This window comes from Streptomyces sp. YKOK-I1 (assembly GCF_054660435.1).
Genome location: NZ_BAAGDR010000001.1, coordinates 709384 through 735508 on the forward strand (window position 1 = coordinate 709384; position 26125 = coordinate 735508).

General features: G+C 74.6%; 16 protein-coding genes and 1 pseudogene. 8 read left to right on the forward strand and 9 right to left on the reverse strand.

Going from position 1 to position 26125, the window contains the following annotated elements; all coding sequences use genetic code 11:
* Nucleotides 1-38: 38 nt before the first annotated feature.
* The 4 genes from ACYQ8Q_RS03310 to ACYQ8Q_RS03325 form a co-directional block, all read right to left on the reverse strand.
* Nucleotides 39-1127, reverse strand: a complete 1089-nt coding sequence (locus ACYQ8Q_RS03310) for an NADH-quinone oxidoreductase subunit B family protein (protein WP_460061695.1) — start codon at nucleotides 1125-1127, stop codon at nucleotides 39-41.
* A gap of 64 nt (nucleotides 1128-1191) precedes the next feature.
* Nucleotides 1192-2967 (reverse strand): enoyl-CoA hydratase-related protein, encoded by a 1776-nt coding sequence (locus ACYQ8Q_RS03315; protein WP_460061697.1) that lies wholly within the window; start codon nucleotides 2965-2967, stop codon nucleotides 1192-1194.
* A gap of 597 nt (nucleotides 2968-3564) precedes the next feature.
* Nucleotides 3565-3822, reverse strand: a complete 258-nt coding sequence (locus ACYQ8Q_RS03320; RefSeq protein WP_460061699.1) for a hypothetical protein — start codon at nucleotides 3820-3822, stop codon at nucleotides 3565-3567.
* Nucleotides 3809-4066, reverse strand: a complete 258-nt coding sequence (locus ACYQ8Q_RS03325) for a DUF6400 family protein (protein ID WP_460061701.1) — start codon at nucleotides 4064-4066, stop codon at nucleotides 3809-3811. The genes ACYQ8Q_RS03320 and ACYQ8Q_RS03325 overlap by 14 nt, the downstream gene beginning before the upstream one ends.
* A 131-nt stretch (nucleotides 4067-4197) precedes the next feature.
* Here ACYQ8Q_RS03325 and ACYQ8Q_RS03330 point away from each other — a divergent pair, with 131 nt between their 5' ends.
* Together ACYQ8Q_RS03330 and ACYQ8Q_RS03335 are read left to right on the forward strand one after the other, a co-directional pair.
* Nucleotides 4198-4572 carry an ArsR/SmtB family transcription factor gene (locus tag ACYQ8Q_RS03330; RefSeq protein WP_460061704.1) on the forward strand — a complete coding sequence of 125 codons (375 nt, stop codon included), beginning with the start codon at nucleotides 4198-4200 and terminating at the stop codon, nucleotides 4570-4572.
* Nucleotides 4569-5054 (forward strand): SRPBCC family protein, encoded by a 486-nt coding sequence (locus ACYQ8Q_RS03335; RefSeq protein ID WP_460061706.1) that lies wholly within the window; start codon nucleotides 4569-4571, stop codon nucleotides 5052-5054. The genes ACYQ8Q_RS03330 and ACYQ8Q_RS03335 overlap by 4 nt, the downstream gene beginning before the upstream one ends.
* Here ACYQ8Q_RS03335 and ACYQ8Q_RS03340 read toward each other — a convergent pair.
* Nucleotides 5044-7527, reverse strand: a complete 2484-nt coding sequence (locus ACYQ8Q_RS03340; protein WP_460061707.1) for a SpoIIE family protein phosphatase — start codon at nucleotides 7525-7527, stop codon at nucleotides 5044-5046. The genes ACYQ8Q_RS03335 and ACYQ8Q_RS03340 overlap by 11 nt on opposite strands.
* A gap of 127 nt (nucleotides 7528-7654) precedes the next feature.
* On the opposite strand from ACYQ8Q_RS03340, the gene ACYQ8Q_RS03345 reads away from it, so the two are divergent.
* Nucleotides 7655-9730: a SpoIIE family protein phosphatase gene (locus tag ACYQ8Q_RS03345; RefSeq protein ID WP_460061710.1), complete on the forward strand. Its 2076-nt coding sequence runs from the start codon at nucleotides 7655-7657 to the stop codon at nucleotides 9728-9730.
* On the opposite strand, the gene ACYQ8Q_RS03350 is transcribed toward ACYQ8Q_RS03345, so the two are convergent.
* On the reverse strand, nucleotides 9717-10415 hold the full coding sequence (locus tag ACYQ8Q_RS03350) for a GNAT family N-acetyltransferase (protein ID WP_460061712.1): 699 nt from the start codon (nucleotides 10413-10415) through the stop codon (nucleotides 9717-9719). The two genes, ACYQ8Q_RS03345 and ACYQ8Q_RS03350, sit on opposite strands and share 14 nt — an antisense overlap.
* 261 nt (nucleotides 10416-10676) lie before the next feature.
* Between ACYQ8Q_RS03350 and ACYQ8Q_RS03355 the strand changes: the two genes are divergently transcribed.
* Both ACYQ8Q_RS03355 and ACYQ8Q_RS03360 read left to right on the forward strand, forming a co-directional pair.
* On the forward strand, nucleotides 10677-12836 hold the full coding sequence (locus tag ACYQ8Q_RS03355; protein WP_460061714.1) for an FUSC family protein: 2160 nt from the start codon (nucleotides 10677-10679) through the stop codon (nucleotides 12834-12836).
* 9 nt (nucleotides 12837-12845) lie between these two features.
* Nucleotides 12846-14057 carry a PP2C family protein-serine/threonine phosphatase gene (locus ACYQ8Q_RS03360; RefSeq protein ID WP_460061717.1) on the forward strand — a complete coding sequence of 404 codons (1212 nt, stop codon included), beginning with the start codon at nucleotides 12846-12848 and terminating at the stop codon, nucleotides 14055-14057.
* 212 nt (nucleotides 14058-14269) lie between these two features.
* On the opposite strand, the pseudogene ACYQ8Q_RS03365 reads toward ACYQ8Q_RS03360, so the two are convergent.
* Both ACYQ8Q_RS03365 and ACYQ8Q_RS03370 read right to left on the reverse strand, forming a co-directional pair.
* A pseudogene (locus ACYQ8Q_RS03365) lies at nucleotides 14270-15385 on the reverse strand (pyridoxal phosphate-dependent decarboxylase family protein); the annotation flags it as partial.
* Nucleotides 15386-15438: 53 nt separating this feature from the next.
* Entirely contained in the window at nucleotides 15439-16629 is a 1191-nt protein-coding gene (locus ACYQ8Q_RS03370; protein ID WP_460061719.1) for an MFS transporter, read from the reverse strand.
* A gap of 111 nt (nucleotides 16630-16740) precedes the next feature.
* On the opposite strand from ACYQ8Q_RS03370, the gene ACYQ8Q_RS03375 reads away from it, so the two are divergent.
* Nucleotides 16741-19863, forward strand: a complete 3123-nt coding sequence (locus ACYQ8Q_RS03375; protein ID WP_460061721.1) for a beta-N-acetylglucosaminidase domain-containing protein — start codon at nucleotides 16741-16743, stop codon at nucleotides 19861-19863.
* A 21-nt stretch (nucleotides 19864-19884) separates the two neighbouring features.
* Here ACYQ8Q_RS03375 and ACYQ8Q_RS03380 read toward each other — a convergent pair whose 3' ends face one another.
* On the reverse strand, nucleotides 19885-20649 hold the full coding sequence (locus ACYQ8Q_RS03380) for a sugar isomerase domain-containing protein (protein ID WP_460061723.1): 765 nt from the start codon (nucleotides 20647-20649) through the stop codon (nucleotides 19885-19887).
* A gap of 175 nt (nucleotides 20650-20824) precedes the next feature.
* Between ACYQ8Q_RS03380 and ACYQ8Q_RS03385 the strand changes: the two genes are divergently transcribed.
* Both ACYQ8Q_RS03385 and ACYQ8Q_RS03390 read left to right on the forward strand, forming a co-directional pair.
* Nucleotides 20825-21709: a MurR/RpiR family transcriptional regulator gene (locus tag ACYQ8Q_RS03385; protein WP_460061726.1), complete on the forward strand. Its 885-nt coding sequence runs from the start codon at nucleotides 20825-20827 to the stop codon at nucleotides 21707-21709.
* A gap of 147 nt (nucleotides 21710-21856) precedes the next feature.
* Nucleotides 21857-26116, forward strand: a complete 4260-nt coding sequence (locus ACYQ8Q_RS03390) for a glycoside hydrolase family 38 N-terminal domain-containing protein (protein WP_460061728.1) — start codon at nucleotides 21857-21859, stop codon at nucleotides 26114-26116.
* Nucleotides 26117-26125 lie beyond the last annotated feature (9 nt).

Here is a 26125-nt window from a genome sequence, read left to right on the forward strand (position 1 = left end):
GCAGAAGCGGGTCACACGGGGTCAGCTGCGGGAGGGCGTCACCACGGCGGCCGGTAGCCGGTGGTGATCTTCTCGCCGCTCCGGCGCCACTTGGGTTCCTTGTCCACGGTCTTGGCGGTGATGTCGCGCAGCCGGCGGATCACGGCGCCGTACGCGCCGCTGGCGGTGCTGGAGACCTTGGCGCCGGGGGGTTCGTCCATGAACGGCATGAACTTGTCGGGGAAGCCGGGCATGGTGCAGGCGATGCAGATGCCGCCGACGTTCGGGCAGCCGCCGACGCCGTTCATCCAGCCGCGCTTGGGCACGTTGCACTTGACGACCGGGCCCCAGCAGCCGATCTTGACCAGGCACTTCGGCGAGTCGTACGTCGTCGCGAACTCGCCCTGCTCGTAGTAGCCGGCCCGGTCGCAGCCCTCGTGCACGGTGGCCCCGAAGAGCCAGGTCGGACGCAGCTTGTCGTCCAGCGGGATCATCGGCGCGGACCCGGCGGCCTGGTAGAGCAGGTAGGTGAGGGTCTCGGCGAAGTTGTCGGGCTGGATGGGGCAGCCCGGGACGCACACGATCGGGATGCCGGCCTGCGACTTCCAGTCCCAGCCCAGGTAGTCCGGCACGCCCATGGCGCCGGTCGGGTTGCCGGCCATCGCGTGGATGCCGCCGTACGTGGCGCAGGTGCCGATGGCGACGACGGCGAGGGCCTTGGGCGCGAGGCGGTCGATCCACTCGCTGGTGGTGATGGGCTGGCCGGTCTCCGGGTTGTCGCCGAAGCCGCACCAGTAGCCCTCGGGCTTGATCGCCTCGTTGGGGATGGAGCCCTCGACGACCAGCACGAACGGGTCGAGTTCGCCCCGCTCACCCTTGAAGAACCACTCGATGAACGTGTCGGCGCCGCCGACCGGACCGCACTCGAAGTCGATGAGCGGCCAGTGCACCTGGATCTTCGGCAGGCCGGGCAGCACACCGAGGACGATCTCCTCGATGCTGGGCTGCATGGCCGCGGTCAGCGCGACCGAGTCGCCGTCACAGCTCAGCCCGGCGTTGATCCACAGGACATGGATCGTGGGCGTCTCTTCGGCGGGCGCGCCTGTGGCGTCCGCAGCGCCGACCGTGTTCGGCGTCGCCTGGCTCATGGGGACCGCCTCCTGGGGAGGTAAGGGACGAAGGCCTGCATTTCGGCCATCAGGATTCTTCGTATCAGTGGTTCGGCCCGGACGAGACACCATCGGGGGCCATTCCGGTGACATCGGCCGCGGAGGGGATCGGCCCGGGTCGCGCAACCGGGGCGAGGTGCGGCGGGGTGCGGGCGGGGCGCTTCTTGTGCACGAACGCCCGGCGCAGGGCGTGGTAGGGGGCGTCCGGGTCGTCGAACGTCTCCCGCATCCGGGCGAGCTCCCGGTCCCGGAAGCCGGACAGCGGGGTCAGGCTCCGGAGCCGGTCCAGTTCCGCCTTCTTCGCGGTGATCCGGTCCGCCGTCGCGGGCAGGGCGGCCACGCGGGCGGCGAGTGCGGCGACCTCGGGGGCGAAGGCGTCCGGGGCGCGGTCGAGGACCCGGTCGACGAGCCCGAGGCGGCGGGCGGCGGCCGCGCTCACGGGGAGGGCCTCGCTCATGAGGCGGGCGGCCACGGCGCGGCCGACCCTGCGCGGGAGGGTGTGGGTCCAGTACTCCGAGCCGTACAGGCCCATCAGGCGGTAGTGGGGGTTGAGCACGGCGCCGGAGCGGCACCAGACCTCGTCGGCGGCGAGGGCGAGCATCACCCCGCCCGCGGCGGCGTTGCCCGCGACGGCCGCGACGGTCAGGCGGTCGGTGGTCGTCAGGACCGCTTCGACCAGGTCGTCGATGGCGTTGATGTTGGCCCAGGACTCGGCGGCCGGGTCGGCGGCGGCCTCGATGACGTTGAGGTGGATGCCGTTGGAGAAGAAGTCGCGCGCGCCGCCCAGCACCAGCACCGAGGTGGGCCGGTCGCAGGCCTCCCGGTAGGCGGCGAGCAGCCGCCGGCACTGCTCGGTGCTCATGGCGCCGCCGGGGAAGGAGAAGGACAGGAAACCCACCGTCCCCTCCTCCCGGTAGCGGATGTCCGTCCAGCCGGGCTCCCGGGCGTCGGGCAGCCGGGGCGGGGTGTGGTCGGGCAGCGGCGGCAGCCGGTCGCCGAGGGCGCGCACGGCGGGCAGTTTGAAGGTGGGCGGCGCGCCGCGCAGCCGCCGCAGTCTCAGCTCGGGGATCCACACGGCGCCGTCGGCGGTGGCCCGGCAGATCGCCCCGGCCCGGGTGGCCAGCAGGTCGCCGGGACGGCCGCGCAGCCGGTCCTCGGGGTGGCCGCCGTGCAGGTACCACTCCTCGCCGAACAGCACGTCCAGGACACCGGGCTGGGAGTCCGCCGCCCGCAGCTTGCGCAGCACGGTCCGGGTGGAGTCCTCGGCCCAGTCGATCCGCCGGACGCCCTGGTCGAGGTAGGGGCGCGTCCGCAGCCGGGGGTCGGGCGCGCCCGCCGGGTCCTGCCGGAGCGGTACGTACGTCCCCTCGGCGAAGCGGTCCACCGCGAGCAGGACGGCCCTGAGCGCGGCGTCGGCGATCTCGCCCCGGTACAGGTCGCTCTTGGCCACCTCGGGGACGGGGCAGGGCACGCAGGCCCAGACGTCCCCGGCGTCCATCTCCGCGTCGGCCCGCAGGACGGTGACGCCCCAGGTGTCGAAGCCCTCGTGGATGGCCCAGTCCAGGGAGGACGGTCCGCGGTCGCCGACGGGGCCGGGATGGACGACGAGACAGGGGTACGCCGTCCACACCTCCTCGGGGATCGCCGTGCGCAGCATCGGCGCGAGGATGAGGTGCGGTGCGTGGCGCCGTACGGCGTCCGGCAACGAGCCGTCGGGCAGGGCGAGTTCGACCGCCACCGTGTGGCCGCGGTCGCGCAGCTCGGCGTGGACGCGCTGGGTGAGGCTGTTGAACGCGCTGGCTACGAGCAGGATGTGCACGACTGCCTCCGGGCGGACGGGCGGCAGGCGGGGATGACCGCCGGGGGCGATCCTCCGTCAGGTCCGTCCGCCGTCCCCGGCGACAGACGGCCGGGTCATCCGAAAGCGGCCGCGGCTCGGCCGTCCGGGCTCACCGGGCGGACGGCCGTCACCCGGCCGCGCTCGGGTGACGCGTCGCCTGCGGGCCACGGCCGACGGAAGTCACCGCCCGCCGCAGGCGGGACGCGTCCTCGGCAGGCGCCGGACGAAGCCACCGCCGCACCGGCCGACCGCAGGCCGGACACCTCCTCGACAAGCGCCGGGCCAGACCACCGTCACACCGGCCGACCCCAGGCCGAACGCCTCCTCGACAAGCGCCGGGCCAGACCACCGCCACACCGGCCGCCGCTGGCCGGACACATCCTCGGCGGACGCCGGGCGAGGCCATCGCCACACCGGCCGACCACAGGCCGGACACCTCCACGGCAAGCGCCGGACGAGGCCACCGCCACACCGGCCGACCCCGGGCCGGACACCTCCTCGGCGGGTGTACACCGCGGTGGTGTCCGCCGTGCCCTGGGGTGATCGGTGCCGCCGGGCGGCAGGGCTCGGCGGGCGTCAGGGGCGGCGCAGGCCGCTGGTGATGCGCTGCCAGGGGGTGCGGGTGGCGCCGAAGTGGGTCTCGTGGTCCCAGACATAGGTGCACGACGGGCACTGGAGGTGGAGCAGGCTGCCGACGTTGGAGAGCAGATAGCGCCAGTGGGTGGCGCAGGTGCGGCGCTCCTCGCAGGTGGCGCAGCCCTGGTGGTCGTTGCAGCGCGGGCAGGCCACCCAGGCGCGGCGGCCGGGGTCGGCCTGCGGGTCAAGCGGCAGCATGCCCGTCTCCCCCGGACGGGAGCACCCCCGCCGCGACGAGTTCGTCGTGGATGCGCTGCTGTTCGGGGCTGAGTCCGGAGTAGAGCAGTGCGTACGCCGCCTCCTCGCCGCGCAGCGCCTCGACCGGGTCCCAGTCGGCGCCGAGGGCGTCCATGACATGGGCCCGCCGGAGCATTTCGTGCGCGCTCAGGTCGACCGACCAGTCGAACGGTGCGCCGGGAGGGGTGGGGCCGTGGTGGGACATGTCTTCGAACGTAGGGAAGCGTTCCTTGCGCGGGCAAGAGCAGGTGGGGGATGTCACAGCAGGTCGGAGCGGGTCACGGCGGTGCCGCTCCGCTTGCGGGGGTCCCTGGGGGCAGGCTAACGTACAACCAAATGGTTGTAGATGAGAGTGCCTCCGGCAGCCTCGACCGGCTCTTCCACGCCCTGGCGGACCCGACCCGCCGGGACATACTCCGGCGCTGCGCCGACGAAGGTCTGTCGGTGTCGCGGCTGGCCGCCGGCTACCCGATGAGCTTCGCCGCGGTGCAGAAGCACGTGGCGGTGCTGGAGCGGGCCGGACTGGTCGGCAAGCGGCGCCGCGGGCGGGAGCAGCTGGTGCGCACCGAGCCCGACGCGCTGGCCCGGGCCCGGCAGGTCCTCGACGACCTGGAGGCACTGTGGCGCGGCAGGGTGGAGCGGATGTCCGGCCTGCTGGCGCCGGAACCCGGTACGGAAGCGCACGATCACCAGGAAGGACCGAACCGATGACTGTGACCAGCGTGGACAAGGACTTCGACAGCCTCACCCTCACCGTGGTCGCCGACTTCGCCGCCCCCGTCGAGGCGGTGTGGCAGCTGTGGGCCGACCCCCGCCGGCTGGAGCGCTGGTGGGGACCGCCGACCTACCCGGCGACCGTCGAGACGCACGAGCTGACCCCCGGCGGCGAGGTCGCCTACTTCATGACGGGCCCGGAGGGCGACAAGCACCGCGGCTGGTGGCGGGTCACCTCCGTCGCCCCGCCCACGGCCCTGGAGTTCACCGACGGCTTCGCCGACGAGGAGGGGAAGCCGGACACCGCCCTGCCGACCACGAGCGTGCGGGTACGGCTGACCCCGCACGGGGACGGCACGCGCATGGAGATCCGGTCCGCGTTCGAGACCCGCGAGCAGATGGACCAGCTCGTGGAGATGGGGATGGACGAGGGCCTGCGGGCGGCGGTCGGCCAGATGGACGCGCTGCTCAGCGGCTGATGTCCTGCTCGGCCCAGATGATCTTCCCCTCGCCCGTGTACCTCGATCCCCACCGGTGGGCGAGCTGGGCCACCAGGAACAGGCCGCGGCCCCCCTCGTCCAGGCTGCGGGCGTGCCGGAGCCGGGGGGCGGTGCTGCTGGCGTCGGAGACCTCGCAGGTCAGCCGGGTGTCGCGGAGCAGCCGCAGGCGGATCGGCGGGGTCGCGTAGCGCACGGCGTTGGTGACCAGCTCGCTGACGATGAGCTCCGAGGTCATCGCCAGGTCCGCCAGCCCCCAGGCCTCGACCTGGCGGGTGGCCCGGGCCCGGACGTCGGCGACGGCGGCCGGGTCCGCGGGCACGTCGAAGGAGACGACCTGGTCGGGGCCCAGGCCGTGGGTGCGGGCGAGCAGCAGGGCGATGTCGTCGGGCTGCGGCACGGGCACCAGCCGCCGCACCGCCGAGGTGCACAGGGTGGCGAGGTCGGCGTCGGACCCGGAGAGCAGGGCGCCGAGCCGCTCCATGCCCCGCTCCATGTCCTGGTCGGTGCCCTCCACGAGGCCGTCGGTGTACAGGCCGATCAGGCTGTTCTCGGCGAGCTCGATCTCGGCCGCCTCGAACGCCATGCCGCCGAGGCCGAGCGGGGGGCCGGCCGGGGGCTCCGGGAAGGACACCTGCCCGTCGGGGGTGACGACGACGGGCGGCGGATGCCCGGCGCGGGCCATCCGGCAGCGCCGGGTGACGGGGTCGTAGACGGCGTAGAGACAGGTGGCGCCGAGGAACGCGGTCGTGCCCTGCGCGGGCGACGCGTCGTCGGTCCGGTCCGCGCTCAGCCGGAGCACCAGGTCGTCCAGGTGGGCCAGCAGTTCCTCAGGAGGCATGTCCATGTCGGCGAGGGTCTGCACCGCCGTGCGCAGCCGGCCCATGGTCGCCGCGGCGGCGATGCCGTGCCCCACCACGTCGCCGACGACGAGGCCCACCCGGGCCCCGGACAGCGGGATCACGTCGAACCAGTCGCCGCCCACCCCGTCGCTGGGGTCGGCCGGCAGATAGGAGGAGGCCACCTCCAGCGCGGTGCCGCCGGAGAGGGCGTCGGGCAGCAGACTGCGCTGGAGGGTGACGGCCGCGGTGTGCTCCCGGGTGTAGCGGCGGGCGTTGTCGACGCACAGCGCCGCCCGCGCGACCAGTTCCCGGGCGAGCAGGACGTCGTCGGGCCCGAACGACACGGGGTTGACCGAGCGGATGAACGTGGTGAGACCGAGGGCGGTGTGCCGGGCCCGCATCGGCACGGAGATGAGCGAGTGCAGTCCGAACGCGCGGATGGTCGCCGCCCGTGCGGGCTGCCGGCTGGTCCACAGCTCGTCGGTGGGGTCGAGGACGGGGATGAGGATCGGCTCGCCGTCGATGAGGAGGTGCGCGTCGTGCGGCGGAGGCAGGAAGTCCACCCGGTCGCCGACCTGGGCCACGGCCTCCGGGCAGCCTTCGCGGACCGAGCTCATCCCGGCGCGGCGCATCGCCGGCCGGGCGGGCGCCGGGCCGGCGTCCGTCAGCCAGGCGCCGTGGCCCTCGGTGCTGAGCACGGGCTCCAGGAGGTCGACGACGACGAAGTCCGCGAAGCGCGGCACGGCGAAGTCGGCGAGTTCCTGGGCCGTCCGCAGCACGTCGAGGGTGGTGCCGACCCGGGTGCCGGCCTCGTTGACCAGTGAGAGCAGCCGGCGGGCCGTCCACCGCTCGGTGACGTCCTGGACCATGTAGCAGACGCCGGTGACGGAGCCCTCGGCGTCGACCAGGGGGAAGAAGGACGTGGAGTAGGCGTGCCGGCGGTGCGGGTCGGCCCAGCTCCACCCCAGATACTCGTGGTCGGTGACCGGGACGCCGGTCTCCAGGACCTTGCGCATCAGGCCTTCGAGGGCGGTGGCCTGGAGGCCGGGCAGCAGCTCGCTGAGCCGGTGTCCGAGCCGCTGTTCCCGGGGCACCCCGCCGAAGCGTTCCAGCGTGTCGTTGAGCCACACGTAGCGCAGTTCGAGGTCCATCACCGCCATCCCGACCGGGGAGCGGGTGAGGAATCCGTCGAGGACGGACTGGTCGACCGTCCAGTGCGGGCTGTGCGGGCGGGCCGAGATCAGGAAGCACTCGTCCGCACCGATCCGGAAGGACGCGGAGACCCGCAGGTCCACCTCGAGCGAGCGGCCGTCGTGGTGCCGTACCGACAGCCGGCCGCTCCACCCCGTGCCCGCGCGGCAGTGGGCGGCGACGCCGGCCACCCGGGCCGGGTCCCCCGGGGTCGCCACGAGCCGCGCGGCGGAGCGGCCCACCACGTCCGCCGCCGGGCGGTCGAGCAGGGCCGCGGCACCCCGTGTCCAGCCGACCACGACACCGTCCGCCCGCACGACGGCCGCCGCGTCGGTCGACGCGTCGAGGAGGTCACGCGGCTGGGCCGGAGCGGTGCCGGGCGCGTCTCGCGCAGCGTCCATGGCTTCTCGCGCAGAGTCCATCGGGCCATCCTTTACACGACCCATGGTGCTGCCTGTCCGACGGATGCGCACGGTCGCGTGCCGCCCGGGCCCCCGGCGCTTTCCGGACGGCGCCGGCGGGGGCAGCATGGAGGGGAGGAGGTGGGCGATGACAGCGGAACCCTTCCCCTCCGAGCAGGACGTGTACGGCGCCGAGGCCGCTCAGGCACCCCCGCCCACCGGTCTGCTGGACATGCTGAGCGTCTCCGCGATGGTGCTGGACGCCGACGGACGGATCGTGTTCTGGACCCCTCAGGCGGAGGAGTTGTTCGGCTACACCGCCGAGGAGGCCCTCGGCAAGTACGCGGCGCGGCTGTTCATCCACTCCCAGCATCTGAAGGCCGTGGTACGGCTGTTCGCGGAGGTGCTGGAGACCGGCCGGAGCTGGGCCGGTACCTTCCCCATCCGGCACAAGGACGGCAGCAGCCGGCTGATGGAGTTCCGCAACATGCGGCTCCAGGACGACCTCGGGGACGTGTACGCCCTCGGCATCGCCGCCGACCACACCCTCCTGCAGCGGGTGGAGACCGACCTCGCGCTGTGCGAGCGGCTGATCGACCAGTCCCCGATCGGACTGGCGCTCCTCGACCCCGATCTGCGGTACCTGCTGGTCAATCCGGCGCTGGAGCGCATCGACGGCATTCCCGCCGAGGAGCACATCGGCCGGCGGCTGCGGGAGACGCTGCCGCTGCCCGACGTCGGGACCATCGAGTCCGCGCTGCGGCAGGTGCTCACGACCGGGACCCCGCTGCTCGACCAGTACCACGTGGGCCGGCCCCCCGCCGATCCGGACCGCGAGCACGCCTGGTCGCTCTCCTTCTACCGGCTGGAGGACCCCGGCGGGCGGGTGCTGGGCGCGGCGGCCTCGGTCGTCGACGTCACCGAACGGCACCGGGCGGCGGCCGAGGCCGACCGGGCCCGGCGGCGGCTCGCCCTGATCGCCGAGGCCTCGACCCGGGTCGGCACCACGCTGGAGGTGGAACAGACCGCCCGTGAGCTGGCCGAGATCGCCGTCCCCCAGCTCGCCGACGTGGTCGCCGTGGACGTCCTCGACTCCGCCCTGGCCTGCCGCCGCTCCCGCAGACCGGACGACGGCCCGGAACTGTTCCGCGCCCTCGCCCTGAAGGCGGCCCACCCGACCGTGGCGCTGCGGGCCGCCGACGCTCCCGGGAACGTGGCGGCGTACGACGGGGACCGGCTGGTCACCCTGTGCGTCCACACCGGCCGGCCGGTCCTGGTACGCCATGTCGGCACCGCCGACATCCCCCGCATCGCCCGGGACGCCGAGGCCGGCGCCCTGCTGGCACGGGCCGGTGTCCACTCGTATCTCGCGGTGCCGCTGATCGCCCACGGCGAGGTGCTGGGCGCCCTCGACCTCAAGCGCACCCGCAATCCGCTCCCCTTCGACGAGGACGATGTCGTCCTGGCCGGTGAGCTGGCCGGGCGGGCCGCCGTGGCCATCGACAACGCCCGCTGGTTCGAGAGCGTGCGCAACACCGCGCTCACGCTCCAGCGCAGCCTGCTGCCCGACCACCCGTCGCACCACGCGGGTCTCGACCTGGCCTCCCGCTACCAGCCTGCCCAGGCCACCAGCGAGGTGGGCGGCGACTGGTACGACGTCATCCCGCTGACCGACGACAAGACCGCGCTGGTCGTCGGGGACGTCATGGGCAACGGCATCGACGCGGCCGCCACGATGGGCCGGCTGCGCACCGCGACGTGCGCCTACGCGGATCTCGATCTCGATCCCGGCGAAGTGCTCCAGCACCTGGACAAGATCACCTGCGATCTGGAGCACTACATCGTGACCTGCCTGTACGCGGTGTACGACCCCCGCACCCGGCGGTGCCGGATCGCCAACGCGGGACACATGCCGCCCGCGCTGGCCGGTCCCGGCCACGCCCCCGTGCTGCTCGACCTGCCGCCCGGCGCCCCGCTCGGGGTCGGCGGGATCCCCTTCGGGACGACCACGACCGAGCTGGCGCCCGGCGACGCGCTCGTCCTGTACACGGACGGTCTGGTCGAGACCCGGCACCACTCCATCGACGACCGCCTCGAGGTGCTGCTGACCTTCCTGGACGAACCCGACCGGCCGCTGGAGGAGATCTGCGACCTCCTGCTGTACGGCCTGCGCCATCCCGACGACCACGACGACGTGGCGCTGCTCGTGGCTAGGGCGCTGTAGCCGGGGGCGGGGAGCCGAAGCAGTGGTGGGGCGGGGTCGGCGAGGTGTGCCGCAGCCAGCGGGCGTCGATCACCCGGCCGTTGCCGAGCCGGTGGCGCGGCGGCCCGTCGGCCGGGACGAAGCCCGCCCTGCTCAGGGCCTGCTCGCTCGCGGTGTTGGCGGGCTCGTACCCGGCCCGCACCACGTCGAGTCCGCGGTGGTCGTGGCCGAGCAGGGCGGCGGCCCGGAACAGCTCGGTGCCGAGTCCGAGGCCGCGGGCGTGCGGCGCCAGCCAGCCGCCGATCTCGCCGGTGCCGGGGGCCAGTTCGGTGCATCCGGCGTAGCGGCCGTCGTCGAGGCGGACGGCGACCAGGACGTCGGCCTGGTCCGGGCGGGGTTCGAAGGGCCGGGCCAGCAGCTGCGTGATCCCCGGGAGCGGAGGCCGCGCACCGGCGTCGGCGGGGCGCAGCCGGACCAGGGTCTCGCGGACGCGCTCGTCGGCCGGCACACCGAGGTCGTCCCAGCCGAGCCAGCGCTGGGCCTCGGGGTCGGCGCCGGCGGCCCGGCAGACCACGAGGTCCAGATGGGTCTCCGGGGTGTACAGCAGGAGGCGCTCGGTGCGCAGGGTGTGCCGGCGCTGTCCGCATCCACCGGGCAGCGGAAGCCTCGGCGCCGCCCGCCCGCGCCGCAGCCGTGACCAGATCATGGGTCCCCCTCGCTCGTCTTCCCCGCGGCAGGTCGCCGTCCCCGAGCCGTGTCGTCCGCCTGGGGACGCTCCGGCAGCCGTTCGGCCCCGCACGGCTGTCGCTGTGAGCGTAGGCCGCCGTGGCGGACCGTCAACGGGTGGCCGCTCGCGGGCGTGCGGCTGGGCTGCGGCCCGCACGGGGTCGGCCGACAATGGGTGGCGGGGCGCGTGTGCGGCCCGCCCGCGATGCCTCGGGGGCGTCGGCCCGAGAGGAACGTGCTCATGCGCGCTGAGGCTTCGCCGACCGCCCGGATCGGCACCCGCCCGGCCGACGCGGGGTGGTCGGGCATCCTGCACCGGTCGGTGCGGGTGACCGTGGCGTCGGCCACGGGCTTCTACCTCTTCCTGTACGGCCTCGACGAGCCGGTCCTGGCCCTGTACGCGCTGTTCGCGCCCATCGCCCTGGGGCTGCTGTCCGCCGTCCCGGGCTCCGGGCGCCAGCGCGCCGAGGTGATGCTGAAGGCGCTGCCGGTGGGCCTGGCGCTGGTGGCGCTGGGGACCGCGCTGGCGGTGCGGACCTGGGCGGCGGTGCTCGGGATGCTCGTCGTCGGCTTCCTCCTGGCGTTCGCCGCCGTCGCGGGGCCGCGTCCGGCCGGGGCGGCGCCGGGACTCCAGCTCTTCTACATCCTGGCCTGCTTCCCGCCGTACGCACCGCAGACCCTGGGGCTGCGGCTGGCGGGGCTCAGCACGGGGGTGGTGCTGCTGGCGCTGTGCGAGGTGGTCCTGCTGCCGCAGCCCGGGGGCCCGGCATACCGCTCGGGCGTCGCGAAGGCCGCGGCGATCGCGGGCGACACCCTCGCCGGCCGGATCCGGCTGCCGCCCGGGGCGCTGCGGGCCGAGGGCGAGCGGCTGCGGCTGTCGGCGTTCCCGCCCGCCGAGCGTCCCGCGGGCCCGGGCCGTGCGGTGCGGGGCCTCGCCCAGGCCGGTTCGGCGGCGCGCCGGCTGCTGGAACAGCTGGCCCGGCTGACGGAGACGGGGCAGCTGCACCATCTGCTCCGCAGCGGCGGCCCGTCCGGCGACCGGGCGTCGCGGTGGCTGCTGCCGCAGGTGGCGGCGCGGTGCGCCGAGAGCGCGGAGGCGCTGCGCACGGGACGCCTCGCCCCGGTACCGCGGCGGCTGGACGAGGCGATCGGCGCCTTCCAGCGGATGCGGATACGGCAGGGGGCGCGGACCGGCGCCGGGGCGCCGGGGACGGCGGCGGTACTGCGCCGGCAGGCCGCCCTGCTGGGCGTGGCCGAGTCGGTGCGGGCGCTGGAGATCTCCGTACGGGTCGGCCTCGACGGGCGGCGTACCGCGCCGATCGAGCCACGGGAGCTGTTCTGGTACACGAACGCGCCGACGGTGCGGCTGTGGGTGCGCCGGTTCGCCGGCAATCTGACGGTCCGCTCGGTGCAGTTCCACAACGCGCTGCGGATCGCCCTCGCCCTGGGCGCGGCCCGGCTGGTGGCCGGGTCGCTCGATCTGACCCACGGGTTCTGGGTGCTGCTGGCGGTGCTGACGCTGAGCCGGACGACCGTCGGGGAGACGTGGGCGGCCATGCGGCAGGCGGTGGCCGGGAATCTGGTGGGCGCCGTCGCGGCGGGCGCCCTGCTCATCGGCCTCGGCGAGCACACCGACGCCTATGCGGCGATCCTGGCGCCGGGCATGCTGATCGCGTTCTCGGTCGGGCCGCTGCTCGGCATCGCCTGGGCGCAGGCGCTGTTCACCCTGGTCGTGGCGTCGGCGTTCGCCCAGATCACCCCGGCCACCTGGCGGCTCGCGGAGGCACGGATCGTGGATGTGGTGACGGGCAGTCTCATCGGTCTGCTGTGCGCGCTGCTGGCCTGGCCGTCGGGTGCCCGGCGTGAGGTGCGGCGGACCATGGCCGCTCTGCTGCGCGAGTGCGCGTCGCTGATCCGGGCCACCGCCGCGGCGCTGGCGGCGGTGCCGCCGGGCTCCGCGCCGCCCCCGTCGACGTTCCACGCCCTGCACCGGATGCGGCTGGCCGAGTCGGCGTACGCGCAGTTCCGCAGTGAACCGGCCGCCCGGGCCGACCCGGGCGCCGACTGGCACGGGGTCCTCATCGCGACCCATCAGATCCTGCTCGGCGCCCACTGGCTGCCCCGCTTCGACCTGCCCGCGACCGGTCTGCCCCCGGACGCGGTGCGGCGGGCGTGGGCCGATGCCCGGGCGGCGGCCGGGACGGTCGACCGGCTCGCGGCCCGGTGCGACGGGAAGCGGCCGCCGCCGAAGGAGGCACGGCCCGCGCCCGCGCCGGCGCCGGCCCCGCCCCTGGTGCCCCTCGTCGACCTGGAGGTCTGGCTGCTGAGCCTGACCGCCCAGCTGTCCCGTGTCGAGGCGGGCCTGCCGGGCGCGGCCGGTCCGCACGAGCGCGGAAGGTAGGGGCGCGCCGTGTCCCGCGAGAGCCTCGACGCCGCGCTGCGGACGCCGTCCCCGCGGCGAGGGTGGGTGTGGTGGCTGCCGCTGATCGCGGTGGCCGTCGACGTCCTGCTGGAGGTGATCGTGCGGGGCCAGGAGCCGGTGAGCTTCATCCTGATCGCCGTGCCTCCGCTCGCCGCCGCGACGCGCGGCCCGCGCGGCACCGCGCTGTCGACGGTGGTCTGTCTGGGCCTGCAGATGTGGATGGCGGCCCGCCGTCCCGGCCACTTCGCCGAGCAGCACCATGTCGCCGTGTACGTCGGGACGTTCCTCATCGGTGTCGCCAGTGTCGCGCTGGCCTGGCAGCGGGAGCGGACCCGGCAGCATCTGATCCGGGCCCACTCGGTCGCGGAGGCCATGCAGCGGACCCTGCTGCGGCCGGTGCCACGCCGGCTCGGTCCCGTGCACGCCGCCGGGTTCTACGCGGCCGGGGAGGGCGGCACGCTGGTCGGCGGGGATCTGTACGACCTGTGCGAGACGCCGTTCGGGGTGCGGGCGATCATCGGTGACGTCCGGGGCAAGGGGCTGGGCGCGGTGCAGACGGTCGCGGCGGTGCTGGGCAGCTTCCGGGTGTCGGCCCACGAGTGGCGGAGCCTGAGCGGCCTGGCCGAGCGGCTGGAGCTGAGCATCGCCCGCAACGGTCCGGCCGGCGAGGACGGCGACCCCGAGCTGTTCGTGACCGCGCTGGTGCTGGAGTTCCCGCCGGGCGGCGGTGAGGTGCGGATCGTCGACCGCGGGCATCCGCCGCCGCTGGTGGTCGGCGCGCGGGCGGCCCGCCGGCTGGTCACCGACCCCGGGCTGCCGCTGGGCCTGGGGACCCTGGCGGCGGGCGGGGCCGCGACGACCGTGCATCGGCTCGCACCCGGCGAGGTGCTGCTCGTGCACACGGACGGGGTGAGCGAGGCGCGCGACGCGGACGGTGCCTTCTATCCGGTCCTGCGTCGGCTGGGCGAGCACTTCCGCGGGGAGTGCGCCCCTGATCCGGAGGCTGTCGTGACCTTCGTACGGTCCGACTCGGAACGCTGGTCCGCGAGCACCGACAACGACGACCGGGCCGTGCTCGCGCTCCGCCTGGACCCCACGGCAGCGGTTCCGGACCCTGAGGACCCGGCCCGCCGGGACGCGGCCGGCCACCCCTCACCCGGCTCGGCCCCCGGCCGCCGCCCACCGGATCGCCTCCAGTGAGCGCGCCACGTCCTCGTCCGTCGTCGACAGTTGCTCACGGAGATCCGCAGGACGTGCCGCCCCCGCCACCGGGAGCCGCTGATCCAGGTCGTGCCGTCGGCGAGCAGCCGGTCGGTCACCCGGTCGGTGCGTCGGTCGTCGCCGAACTCGGCGCAGACCTGGGTGAAGACGACGTCGTTGAGGACGCTCGCGCCGTCGATCGCGGCGATCCCGGCGGCGAACGCCGAGGCGTGCGCGCACAGCCGCTCGACGAGGGCGGCGACACCCGACCGGCCGAGGGAGCGGAGCGCGGCCCACACCGGGAATGCCCGCCCGCACCGGGAGAGCTCGGGAACCTTGTCGACGGGGTCGCCGCGCGCGTCGTGGATGAGGTAGTCGCCGCGCAGGCCCATCGCCGCCCGGAGCACCGCCGGGTCGCGTACGAGGGCGAGCCCGCAGTCGTAGGGGACGTTCAGGGTCTTGTGGGCGTCCGTCGCCCAGGAGTCGGCGTCGGCGCAGCCCGCCGTGAGGTGCGCGTACTCCGGGGAGGCGGCCGCCCACAGCCCGAAGGCCCCGTCGACATGCACCCAGGCACCGGCGTCACGGGCGGCCCGGATCGCCTCACCGAAGGGGTCGAAGGCGCCGGAATGGATGTCACCGGCCTGGAGGATCACGATCGCGGGACCGGGACCGCCGGTCGACAGGGCGCGGCGCAGGGCCGCGGGCTCGATGCGTCCCTGGTCGTCCGCGGGCACCAGGTCGGGTGTGCCGAGCCCGAGGTAGCGCAGCGCGAGGTCGACGGACAGGTGCCGGTCCGCGCCGGCGACGACGTGGACGGCGGGTCCGCCGGTGAGGCCGTCGCGGGCGGCGTCGTGCCCGGCGCGCCGCAGCGTCTCGTCGCGGGCGGCGGCGAGGCAGGTGAAGTTGGCCATCGTGGCGCCGGTGGTGAACCCGACCGCGCTTTCCCCCGGCAGGCCGAGCAGGTCGAGCAGCCAGGCCCCGGCGATCTCCTCCGCCGCCGCGTACGCCGGGGACACGGCACGCATCACACAGTTCTGGTCCCAGGCGCTGACCAGCCAGTCGGCGGCCAGGGCGGCCGGTTCGGTGCCGCCGACGACGAAGCCGAAGAAGCGGCCGCCGGGAAAGGCGGTGAGTCCCGGCTCGCACGCGGTGGCCAGCAGGTCGACGACCTCGGCGGGCGGGGCGGGGCCGTCGGGCAGCTCGGCGCCGAGCGCGCGCACGATCGCGTCGACCGAGGCGCGGGCGGGGACCGGACGGCCGGACAGGTCCGCCAGCCGGCGGACGGCGTGGTCGTGTGCCTGTCGCAGCGCCGCCTCGCGCGCGTCCATACCTCGGACTGTGGAACAGCGACCGGACCGGTGCAAGCCGCGCCCCGTCGCGCTCACGCCTTCGCGGGCACCGGGCGCCGCAGCAGATAGCCGGCCGCGACCGTGACGAGTACCGCCATGCACGCGATGAACACCAGCCCCGCGCCCTCCAGACCGAGGGGGACCGTCAGCACGCCCACCCCGATCACCGGCACCGAGATACCGGCGTAGGCCACCACGAACAGGGTGGAGATGACCGCCGCGCGCTGCTCCGCGGGCGACGCCCCGGCCACCGCGGACAGCGCCCCGCGGAAGGCAAGTCCCTGTCCGAACCCACCGACGACCGCGCTCAGCACGATCAGCGCCAGCAGGTCCCAGCGCAGGGCGCCCGCGAGCAGGGCCAGCCCGGCGAAGAGCACGGCGCAGCCGAGCGGCAGCGACCGTCCCGCCCCGACCCGGCCGACGGCCAGCTGTCCGGCGGTCGAGGCGAAGAAGGCCAGGGCGACGACCGCCCCGCTCACGGCGTGGTCATGGACGTCCAGGGACTCGGCGAGGAACGCCGGGCTGACCGAGGTGAAGACCCCGAAGAGAGCGAACCCGGCGAAGGAGGCGATCGCCGCGGGCACGAACACCGGCCGCACCCGCCGGGGCAGTCCGGGCCGCTGCGGTCGTACGGTGCTCAGGGGCCGTGGCTCGCGCACGGTCTCCGGCAGCCACATCAGCGCGACGGCCGAGGCGGCGACCAGGACGAGGTGCACGGCGAACGGCAGATAGAGGGGCCAGGACGCGTACTCGGCGAGCACTCCGGCGAGCAGGGGGCCACAGCCGAGCCCGCCCATGTTGGCGGCCGTCGCCACGAACGTGGCCCGTGAGGAGCCGCCGGGCGGTGCGAGGTCCATCACGTACGCCGTGGCCGCGCCGGTGAACAGTCCGGCGGAGAAGCCCGACAGCAGCCGCCCCGTGTACAGGGCGCCCAGCCCGCCGGCGAGCAGGAAGCACACCGCGCCGGCCGCCGCGCAGCCCAGCCCCGCCAGCAGGACCGGGCGTCTGCCGACGGTGTCGGAGGCGTTGCCCGTCAGCAGCAGCACGCCGATGACCCCGAAGGCGTACACGGCGTAGACGACGGTGACGGTCAGCTCCGAGAACCCGAACTTCTCCTGATAGAGCGGGTAGAGGGGGGTCGGCAGCGTGGTGCCGGCCATACAGACGGCGAACACCGCCCCGCTGAGCAGACACGGACCCCACCCTCGGCGATTACCGTCCACCCGCCGACGGTAACCCGGGGGGCCGCCCCGGCCCGGGCCGACGTGCCGGGGCGGCCCGGCCCCGCCCTCCGCACCATTGAATGTTTGATTCAACGACTCTAGCCTCATTCGGTGACTTCAATCACCTCACCTCCCCCACACCTCCCCGGACCCCGGTACCGGGGCCGTGCCCTTCTGCCGGCCCTGGCCCTGCTCCTGGCCGCCCTGCTCCCCGTGTCCCCGTCGGCCGCCGCCACCCCGGCACCCCAGATCTGGCCGACGCCCCGTCATCTCGAGGCGACCGGCCACCGGATCACCGTCCCCGACCGCGTGGTCGAGGTCGTCGGCCCGCGCACCGACCCCGCCGCCCGCAGGGTCGTCGAGGCCGCCCTGCGCGCCGCCGGGGCCGACCGGATCGTCACCGTCACCGCCGGAGACCGTCCGCCGCCCGCCGCCGGTCTGACCGTCGCCCTCGGCGGGCCGGGCGAGAACCCCGCCACCGCGGGGGTGCTGAAGAAGCTGGGCGTCGCCTCCCCGGCCGGGCTGCCCGCCGAGGGGTACGTCCTGGCCTCCGGCCGCCACGCCGGGCGCGCCCTGCTCGCCCTGTCCGGCGCCGACACCACCGGCACCTTCTACGCCGCCCAGACCCTCCGTCAGCTCCTGACCGGACCGCGGCTGCCCGAGGTGACGGTCCGGGACTGGCCGACGGCCCGGCTGCGCGGGGTCGTCGAGGGCTTCTACGGCACCCCCTGGTCGCACGAGGAGCGGCTGAGCCAGCTCGACTTCTACGGCCGCACCAAGCAGAACGTGTACGTCTACTCCCCCAAGGACGACGTGTACCTGCGGGAGCGCTGGCGGGACGCGTACCCGGCCGCTGAGCTGAACCGGCTGCGCGCCCTCGTCGACCGGGCCGGCGCGAACCACGTCCGCTTCACCTACGCCCTCTCCCCCGGTCTGTCGGTCTGCTACTCCTCGGCGTCCGACACCGCCGCGCTGGTCCAGAAGTTCGCCTCGCTGTACGACATCGGGGTGCGCTCCTTCGCGGTCCCGCTCGACGACATCAGCTACACGAAGTGGAACTGCCCCGAGGACGGGAAGGAGTTCGGCAGCGGGGGCGGCGCGGCCGGTGCCGCCCAGGCCCGGCTGCTGAACCGGGCCTGGCAGGACTTCTCGGCCGGCCGCACCGGACTCCGGCCGCTGGAGACGGTCCCCACCGAGTACTCCGACCTCGCCGACTCCCCGTACAAGAAGGCCCTGCGCGAGAAGCTGGACCCGGACGTGGTCGTGGAGTGGACGGGCGTCGGTGTGATCGCGCCGACGGTCACCGCGGCGCAGGTGCGGCAGGCCCGGGAGGTGTACGGCCACCCGATCCTGCTGTGGGACAACTACCCGGTCAACGACTACGTCACCAGCCGGCTGCTGCTCGGCCCCTACACGGGCAGGGAGGCGGACGTGGCGCGCGAGGCCGTCGGGGTCACGGCCAACCCGATGGTCCAGGGCGAGGCGAGCCGGCTCGCGCTGTTCACCTCGGCGGCCTACCTGTGGAACCCGGACGGCTACGATCCCCGGGCCGCCTTCCTCGCCTCGGTCCGCGACCTGGCGGGCCCGGCGTCCGGGGCCGCGCCCTGGCTGCGGATCCTCGCCGAGAACAACTACTCCTCCGCGCTGGACGCCACCGAGTCCCCGACCCTCGCCCGGCTCCTCGCCGCGTTCCGCACGGCGTACGGGACGGGCAGCGGACTGGGGCGCGCGACGGTCGCGCTGCGGTCCTACTTCACCGCGATGGCGGCGACACCGGCGCGGTTGCGCAACCGTCTCGCCAACCCGGGCTTCCTCAACGAGACATCGGCCTGGCTGGACAAACTGGGCGCGTACGGCACGGCCGGCCTGACCGCCGTGGACCTGCTGCTGGCCGACCGGCGCGGCGACACCGGGGCCGTGTCGGCGTACTGGAACCGGCTGCGCGACGAGCGCAGGGCGCTGGACGCGATCCCGCAGCAGGTGTCGCCCGGCGTGATGGACCGATTCCTCTACACGACGGCCGTCGAGAACGCCCCCGACCCCGGCGTGGACCCGTCCTTCTCGCCCGCCTCCGTCTCCCTGAAGCCCGGGGCCAGCACCACGGTCACCCTCGCCTTCACCGACAGCCGCTCCACCGCCGCGCGGTCCGTCGACTGGCGGCTCGCCCTGCCCGCCGGAGTGACCGCCTCCCCGGAGGGCGGCACGGTCCTTGTCCCGGCGGGCGGCGGCGCCACGGCCGACGTCACCCTCACGGCCGCCCCGGACGCCTCGGCGGGCGTCCGCTCGGTCGTGGTGTCGGGCGGCTCCGGGGTGCTCACCCGGGCGCTCCCCGTCCGGGTGGCCGACGGCACCGGGACCCCGCGGGCGCTGACGGCGAACTTCAGCGGCGCTTCGGTCAGTTCGGTGGATCCGGCGACCGGCGCGAGCACCCCGGTCAAGGTCGGCGCCAACCCCGGCGAGGTGGTGGTGAGCGCCGACGGCAGGACCGCGTACGCGGCGAACCAGGGGTCCGACACGGTCAGTGTGATCGATGTGCCGAGCGCGACGGTCACCGGCACGGTCGCGGTGGGCCGCGTCCCGTCCGGGCTCGCCCTCACGCCCGACGGCACCACGCTCTGGGTCGCGAACTACACGGACGGCACCGTGCAGCCGATCGACACCGCGAGCCTCGCCGCGGGCCCGGCCATCGCGGTGGGCGACGGCCCGGAGAACATGGCCGTCACGCCCGACGGACGCACCCTGTACGTGGCGGACATCCATGACGCCGCGGTCACCCCGGTCGATCTGACGACCCGTACGGCAGCGCCCGCGATCCCGGTCGGCCCGTCCCCGTTCAACGTGGTCGCGGCGCCCGACGGACGGACGGTGTACGTGTCGAACTCCGGTGGCTCGACGGTGACTCCGATCGACACCGCGACGAACGGCGCCGGGCCCACCCTGCTGGTCGACGGTCAGGCGTACGGCCTGGCGCTCTCCCCCGACGGCCGCACCCTGTGGGTCAGCCCGAGCAACGGCGACGCCGTGACGCCCGTCGACACCGTGACGGGAGCCCCGGGACAGCGGGTGACCGTGGGCAGGTCGGCCTTCGACATCGGCCTGGACTGGAGCGGCACCACGGCCTACGTCACCACGGCCGACGGCGACGCCCTCGTCCCGATCGACGTGGCGTCGGGGCGCACCGGAACCCCCCTCACCACCGGCGCCTATCCCCTGGCGGTGGCCCTGACCCCCTGAGCCGCGCCGGGACCGCGCCCGTCAGCTGGCGGTGCGCCGGATCCTTCCGGCGTACCGCTTCTCCAGTTCCAGGTTGCCCTCGAAGCCGCCGGGTACGTTGGCGGAGACGTAGACCGGGGGGCGGTCCCCGGAGGCGAGGAGGCGGGCCGCCGTCTCGGCGACGGTCTGCTGGACGAGGAGGACGCCGGTCAGGGTGGACAGGGCGCAGACCGCGCCGCCGCCGGGGAGTTCGAGGAGGGCGTCGCCGCGCGGGGCCGCGTTGTCGAGGACGACGTCGGCGAGGTCGGCGAGCTTGCGGCCGCTGGGGTGGGCGGCCGGTACGGACCGGCTGTGGGTGAGGGAGGTGACGGCCAGCAGCCGGTGGCCCCGCTCCTTGGCGTGCAGGGCCATCTCGACGACGACGTTGTTGACGCCGGAGTTGGAGATGACGACGAAGAGGTCCTGCGGACGGGGTGCGGCGAGTGCGTAGAGGCGGGCCGCGATGCCGGGTGCGCGTTCCAGCAGCGGGTCGTCCAGGACCGCGGGGTCCTCGCCGCCGTAGAGGACGAGGTCGGCCATGCTGAGCCGGTTGGTGGGCACGAGGCCCCCCGCGCGTCCGGCGAGTTCGAGGACCAGGGCCTGGGAGTGGCCGGTGCCGAAGGCGTGCACGACCCCGTCCTCGCGGACGCAGCCGGCGATCAGGGTGGCCGCGGCGGTCACCTCGGCGCGCGAGGACTCGGAGAGGCGGTGCAGGACGGCGAGGCTCTCGCGCGCGAAGGTCTCGGCGCTCACGGACTCGACGGACACGTCAGTCACACTCCCCACTGGTGGATTGAACCACCTCATACACAGATATCGGTGAATCAATAAATCATAGGGGGCAGGTCACGGGCAACGGGACCGCCCCCGGTCAGCCTTTCGATCCCGTATCCGGTCCTGGTATCCAAGGAACACCGGATCGGGTGGCTGATACCTTCTGAGCATGCCCTCGACCGATGTCACCACCCTGATCCGCACCGAACTGCCCCGGCTGGCCGGCTCCCTGCGGAAGGTCGGCGAGCTGATCCTGGAGGATCCGGCCGCCGTCACCCACTGCTCGGCCGCGGAACTGGGCCGCCGCACCGGGACCTCGCAGGCCACCGTCACCCGGTTCTGCCGCGCCATCGGCCTGGACTCCTACCAGCATCTGCTGATCGAACTCGCCCAGGAGCGCGGCCGGGGCGAGTCCTCGGACTGGGGCAGCGCCGAGATCGGCCCGGACATCTCCCCCGACGACAGCCTGGAGCGGGTCGTGCAGGTCGTCGGGACCGCCGATCTGCGGGCCGTCCAGCAGACCATCGACCGGATCGACCTGGACGCGATCGAGCGGGCGGCCCAGGCCGTGGCGCGCGCCCGGCGGATCGACGTGTACGGCGTCGGCGGCAGCGGCGCGGTCGCCCAGGAGACCGAGACCCGGCTGTTCCGCATCGGCTGCGCGGTGCGCGGCTGGACCGAGGTGCACGCGGCCACCACCTCGGCCGCCCTGCTCACCCCGGCGGACGTGGCGATCGGCATCTCCCACTCCGGCGCCACCCGGGAGACCATCGAGCCGTTCGAGCTGGCCAGGGAGCGCGGCGCCACCACCGTCGCACTGACCGCCGACCCCCGGTCCCCGCTGGCCCGCGCGGCCGACGTACGGCTGATCTCGTCGTCCTCGGAGACCAGTTTCCGCACCGGCAGCATCGGCGCCCGGCACTCGGTGCTGATGCTCATCGACTGCCTCTACGTCCGGGTCGGCCAGCTCTCCTACCAGCGGGCGAGCGCCTCCCTGGCACTGACCGACCACATCGCGGGGGCGCACGCGGTGAAGTCCCGGCGGGCCCGCTGAGCGGTCCCGAGCGGATCCCGAGCGATCCCGAGCGATCCCGAGCCGTCCGGGAATGCATGGATGAACCAACCAAGACAACAACAGATGGTTGATTGAACCACCCCGCGATGCCAGGATGGGGCTCCCCCGCGCACTCCTAGGAGCCCCATGCGTGTCATCTCCGTCGCGTCGACCGAGCTCTTCACCGGCACCGAGGACCGGCCGCACCAGGTGGTCGCCGTGGAGGTGGAGCACGAACCGGGGCGGCCGGTCCGGCTGGGCGTGAGCGGCCCGGACGTGCACGGCGTCGGTGAGAGTGTCGTGACCGCCGGCGAGGACGGCACCGTGCGCGCGGAGATACCCGTGGCCGCCGAGGGCCTCGCCCCCGGGGACCGCCGCGAGATCACCGTCACCGCCGAGGACGGGAACGAACGCGCCCGGCACACCGCGGAGTTCACGGCCGCCGAGCCCGGCTGGACCATGTTCATGGTCAGCCACTTCCACTACGACCCCGTCTGGTGGAACACCCAGGCCGCCTACACCGAGACCTGGGACGTCGCCGACGACCCGGCCGTCACCGGACTGCCCGCCCGCACCTTCGACTCGCGCGGCCAGTCCGGGATGAGCCTGGTGCGGGCCCACTGCGACCTGGCCCGGCGCGACCCGGCGTACACCTTCGTGCTCGCCGAGGTCGACTACCTCAAGCCCTACTGGGACGCCTTCCCCGAGGAACGCGCCTTCCTGCGTCAGCTGATCCGCACCGGCCGGGTCGAGATCATGGGCGGCACCTACAACGAGCCCAACACCAATCTCACCGGCGCCGAGGCCACCGTACGCAACGCGCTGTACGGCGACGGCTTCCAGCGCGGGATCATCGGGGCCGCGCCGGAGACGGCCTGGCAGCTCGACGCGTTCGGGCACGATCCGCAGTTCCCCGGGCTGATGGCGGACGCGGGGGTCACCTCCAGTTCCTGGGCGCGCGGGCCCTTCCACCAGTGGGGGCCGACCCTGTCCGTGTTCGGGGAGGAGCCGCGCGACCCGCGGCGGATGCAGTTCCCGGCGGAGTTCAGCTGGATCGCCCCCTCCGGGCGCGGGCTGCTGACCGCCTACATGGTCAACCACTACGGCGCCGGCTGGGCCATCGACAACGCGCCCACCCTCCCCGCGGCGGAGGCCGCCGCGCTGAGACTCTTCCAGGGGCTGAAGAGGGTCGCCCTCACCCGGAACGTCCTGCTGCCGGTCGGCGGCGACTACGCCCCGCCGTGCCGCTGGGTGATGGGCATCCACCGCGACTGGAACGCCCGGTACGTCTGGCCCCGGTTCGTCAGCGGGATCCCGCGCGACTTCTTCGCCGCCGTCCGCGCCGAGCTGGAACGCGAGGGCCGCACGGCGTCCCCGCAGACCCGGGACATGAACCCCGTCTACACCGGAAAGGACGTCTCCTACATCGACACCAAGCAGGCCCAGCGGTACGGCGAGACCCTGCTCGCCGACGCCGAGGCCTGGGCGACCCTCGCCTCGCTCGTCACCGGGCACCCCTACCCGGACGCCGCGCTCGACAAGGCGTGGCGGCAGCTGATCTACGGCGCCCACCACGACGCGATCACCGGCTCCGAGTCGGACCAGGTGTACATCGACCTGCTGACCGGCTGGCGCGAACTGCACGACCTGGCGCGGACCGTGCACGCCGACGCCACCGAGGCACTGGCCCGCCGGGTGGTCCCGCTGCCCGGAGGCGCCCCCGACCTGGTCGTGTTCAACGCCGCGACCTGGCAGCGGCGGGACGTGCTGACCGTGCCGGACCCGGGCCTGGTCCCCCTGGACGTCACCGGGCTGCCGCTGCCCGCGGTGCGCGAGGACGGCGAACTGCGGGTCGTCGTACCGGAGGTGCCCGGCATGGGCCTCAAGGCGCTCTCCCTCGCGGACGGGCGGGTGCCCGGCTGGACGGCCGGCGAGGGGACGACCATCCGCAACGCGTTCTACGAGGTGACGGTCGACCCCGCGCGCGGCGGCGGCGTCAGCAGTCTGCGCGCGCTCGCCGAGGGCGGCCGGGAGCTGCTGCGTCCCGGGGACATCGGCAACGAGCTGGTCGTGCAGGAGGAGTACCCGAGACATCCGCGCTTCGGCGAGGGCCCCTGGCATCTCACGCCGACCGGGACCACGGCCGCGAGGAGCCGTGACGTCACGGCTGACATCGATGTCGAGCACTCCCCGGCGGGCTCCCGCATCACGGTCCGCGCCGACCTCGGCCTGTTCCGGTACACCCAGCGGCTCACGCTGTGGGCGGGCGTCGACCGGCTGGACGTGACCACGACCGTCGACGGCTACGACGGCGCCGACCGGCTGATCCGGGTGCGCTGGCCCTCGGACGTGCGGGGCGGGCTGCCGGTGCACGAGGTGGCGGACGCGGTGATCGGACGGGGCTTCGGGTTCGTGGAGGTGGACAGCGAGCGGTTCCCGTGGACGCTGGACAACCCCGCGAACACCTGGTTCGGCCTCGGCTCCACGGCCCGGATCGCCGTGCACGACGGCTCCGGGGCGCTCCTCGGGCACCGCTCGATCGGGGTGGCCGAGCTGGTGTTCGCCGACTGGTGCGCCGCCGGTGAGCTCGGCACCCCGCTGGCCGCCGCGCTGGTACGGGCGGGCGTCACGGCCACCTCGACGATCGCGGGCGGCCCGCGCTACGGCGACCTGGAGGTCGACTCCAATCTGCCCGACGTACGGATCGCGGTCGGCGGGCCCGAGCGCAACGCGCTGGTCGCCGAAGCGCTCGGCTGGGATCCGGCGGCGGCCCGGGAACTGCGCCGGCAACTGGACGCGGACGGCCTGGCGGCCGTCTGGGTGGCGCCCCGGGCGTCGCTGCGCGAGGAGTGGGTGCCCGGTGCCGATCTGCGCGACCTGGAGCGGCTGCCGCTGCTCGTGGTAGCGGGCGCCGAGGACGACGCGAAGGCCGTCGACGCACTGGTCGCCGATCTGGACGACGCGACCGTACGGGCCACGGCGGCGGGCGGCGGCGAGGCGCTGCCGCCGGGGGACGCCTGGGACGGCCGGGGCCTGGCGATCCTCAACCGGGGCACCCCGGGCTGTGTGGTCACCTCCTCCGGCGACCTCTACCTGTCCCTGATGCGCTCGTGCACCGGCTGGCCCTCCGGCATCTGGGTCGACCCGCCCCGGCGCACCGCCCCGGACGGCTCCGCGTTCCAGTTGCAGCGCTGGTCGCACACGTTCGAGTACGCGGTCGTCGCGGGCGAGGGCGACTGGCGCGAGCTGGGCTGGCCGGCCGCCGGGCACGCCTTCAACCATCCGCTCACCGCACGGCTGCGCCCGTCCGGCGACACTCCGGGCGACCTGCCGAGGACGGCGGCGCTGCTCACGCTCCAGCCGGAGGGCCGGGTGCTGCTGGACGCGCTGAAGCCGGCCGGTTCCCCGCTGGCCCGGGGCGGCGCCGAGCCGGTGGACCCCGCCCGCGGGGTGGTCGTACGGGCGCACGAGGTGGACGGACGGCCGGTGCGGGCGCGGCTGGCGGGCCCGGCGGAGTGGGCGGCGGGTGTGCGGGCCGATGTCCTGGAGCGGCCCGGTGAGCCGGTGGCCCCGGGCCCGGACGGCGCGCTGGAGCTGGAGCTGACCGGCTTCGAGGTGGCCACCGTGCTGGCCTCGCCGTCGGCCGCGCGGGGGCCCTCGGGGCCCGGTGTCGCCGCGCACGAGCCCGCGCAGCCGGTGCACACCCGCTACTGGCTGCACAACTCCGGTCCCGCGCCGCGCGGAAACCTTCCGGTCGCCGTCTACCTCTCCCCGACGGTGCTGACGGCCGACGGCCCGGTCACCGTCACCGTGCGGGTCTCCTCCGAGCTGACCGACGCGCCCGTCTCGGGCACGGTGGCCCTGGAGGTGCCGCCCGGCTGGACCGCCGAGCCCGCCGAACTGCCGTACGCGCTCGGCCCGGGCGGCTTCATGCTCACCGAGATCACCGTCACTCCGCCGCCGGACCCCGTACCCGGCCGCCACCGGCTCGCCGCCCGGCTGGCGTACGGCGGACAGGTGTACGAGGACGTGGTCGCCCTGGACGTGCCGGGTGCGCCGGCGCAGGACGGGACCGACGGGCGGACCGGGCCGGGTCTGCTGCTGGACCTGGGCGTCGACCGGGTCCAGGTGCGCCGGGGAGAACGGGTGCGGGTGCCGGTGCGGGTGCGCAACACGACCCGGGGGCCGGTGCACGGGACGCTGTGGGCGGTGTCGTCCTGGGGCACCTGGGCCGGGGTCGCGCCGGGCTGCCAGGGGTTCGCCCTGCCGGGCGGGGAGGGCGCGGTGTACGAGGTGGAGGTGGACGGTTCGGCGGTGCCGCCGGGGTCGTACTGGCTGATGACGAAGGCCGGCTGGCACGGCTGTGTGGCCTACACGAAGGCGGTCGTGCTGGAGGTGACGGAGTGAGCGGGGTGA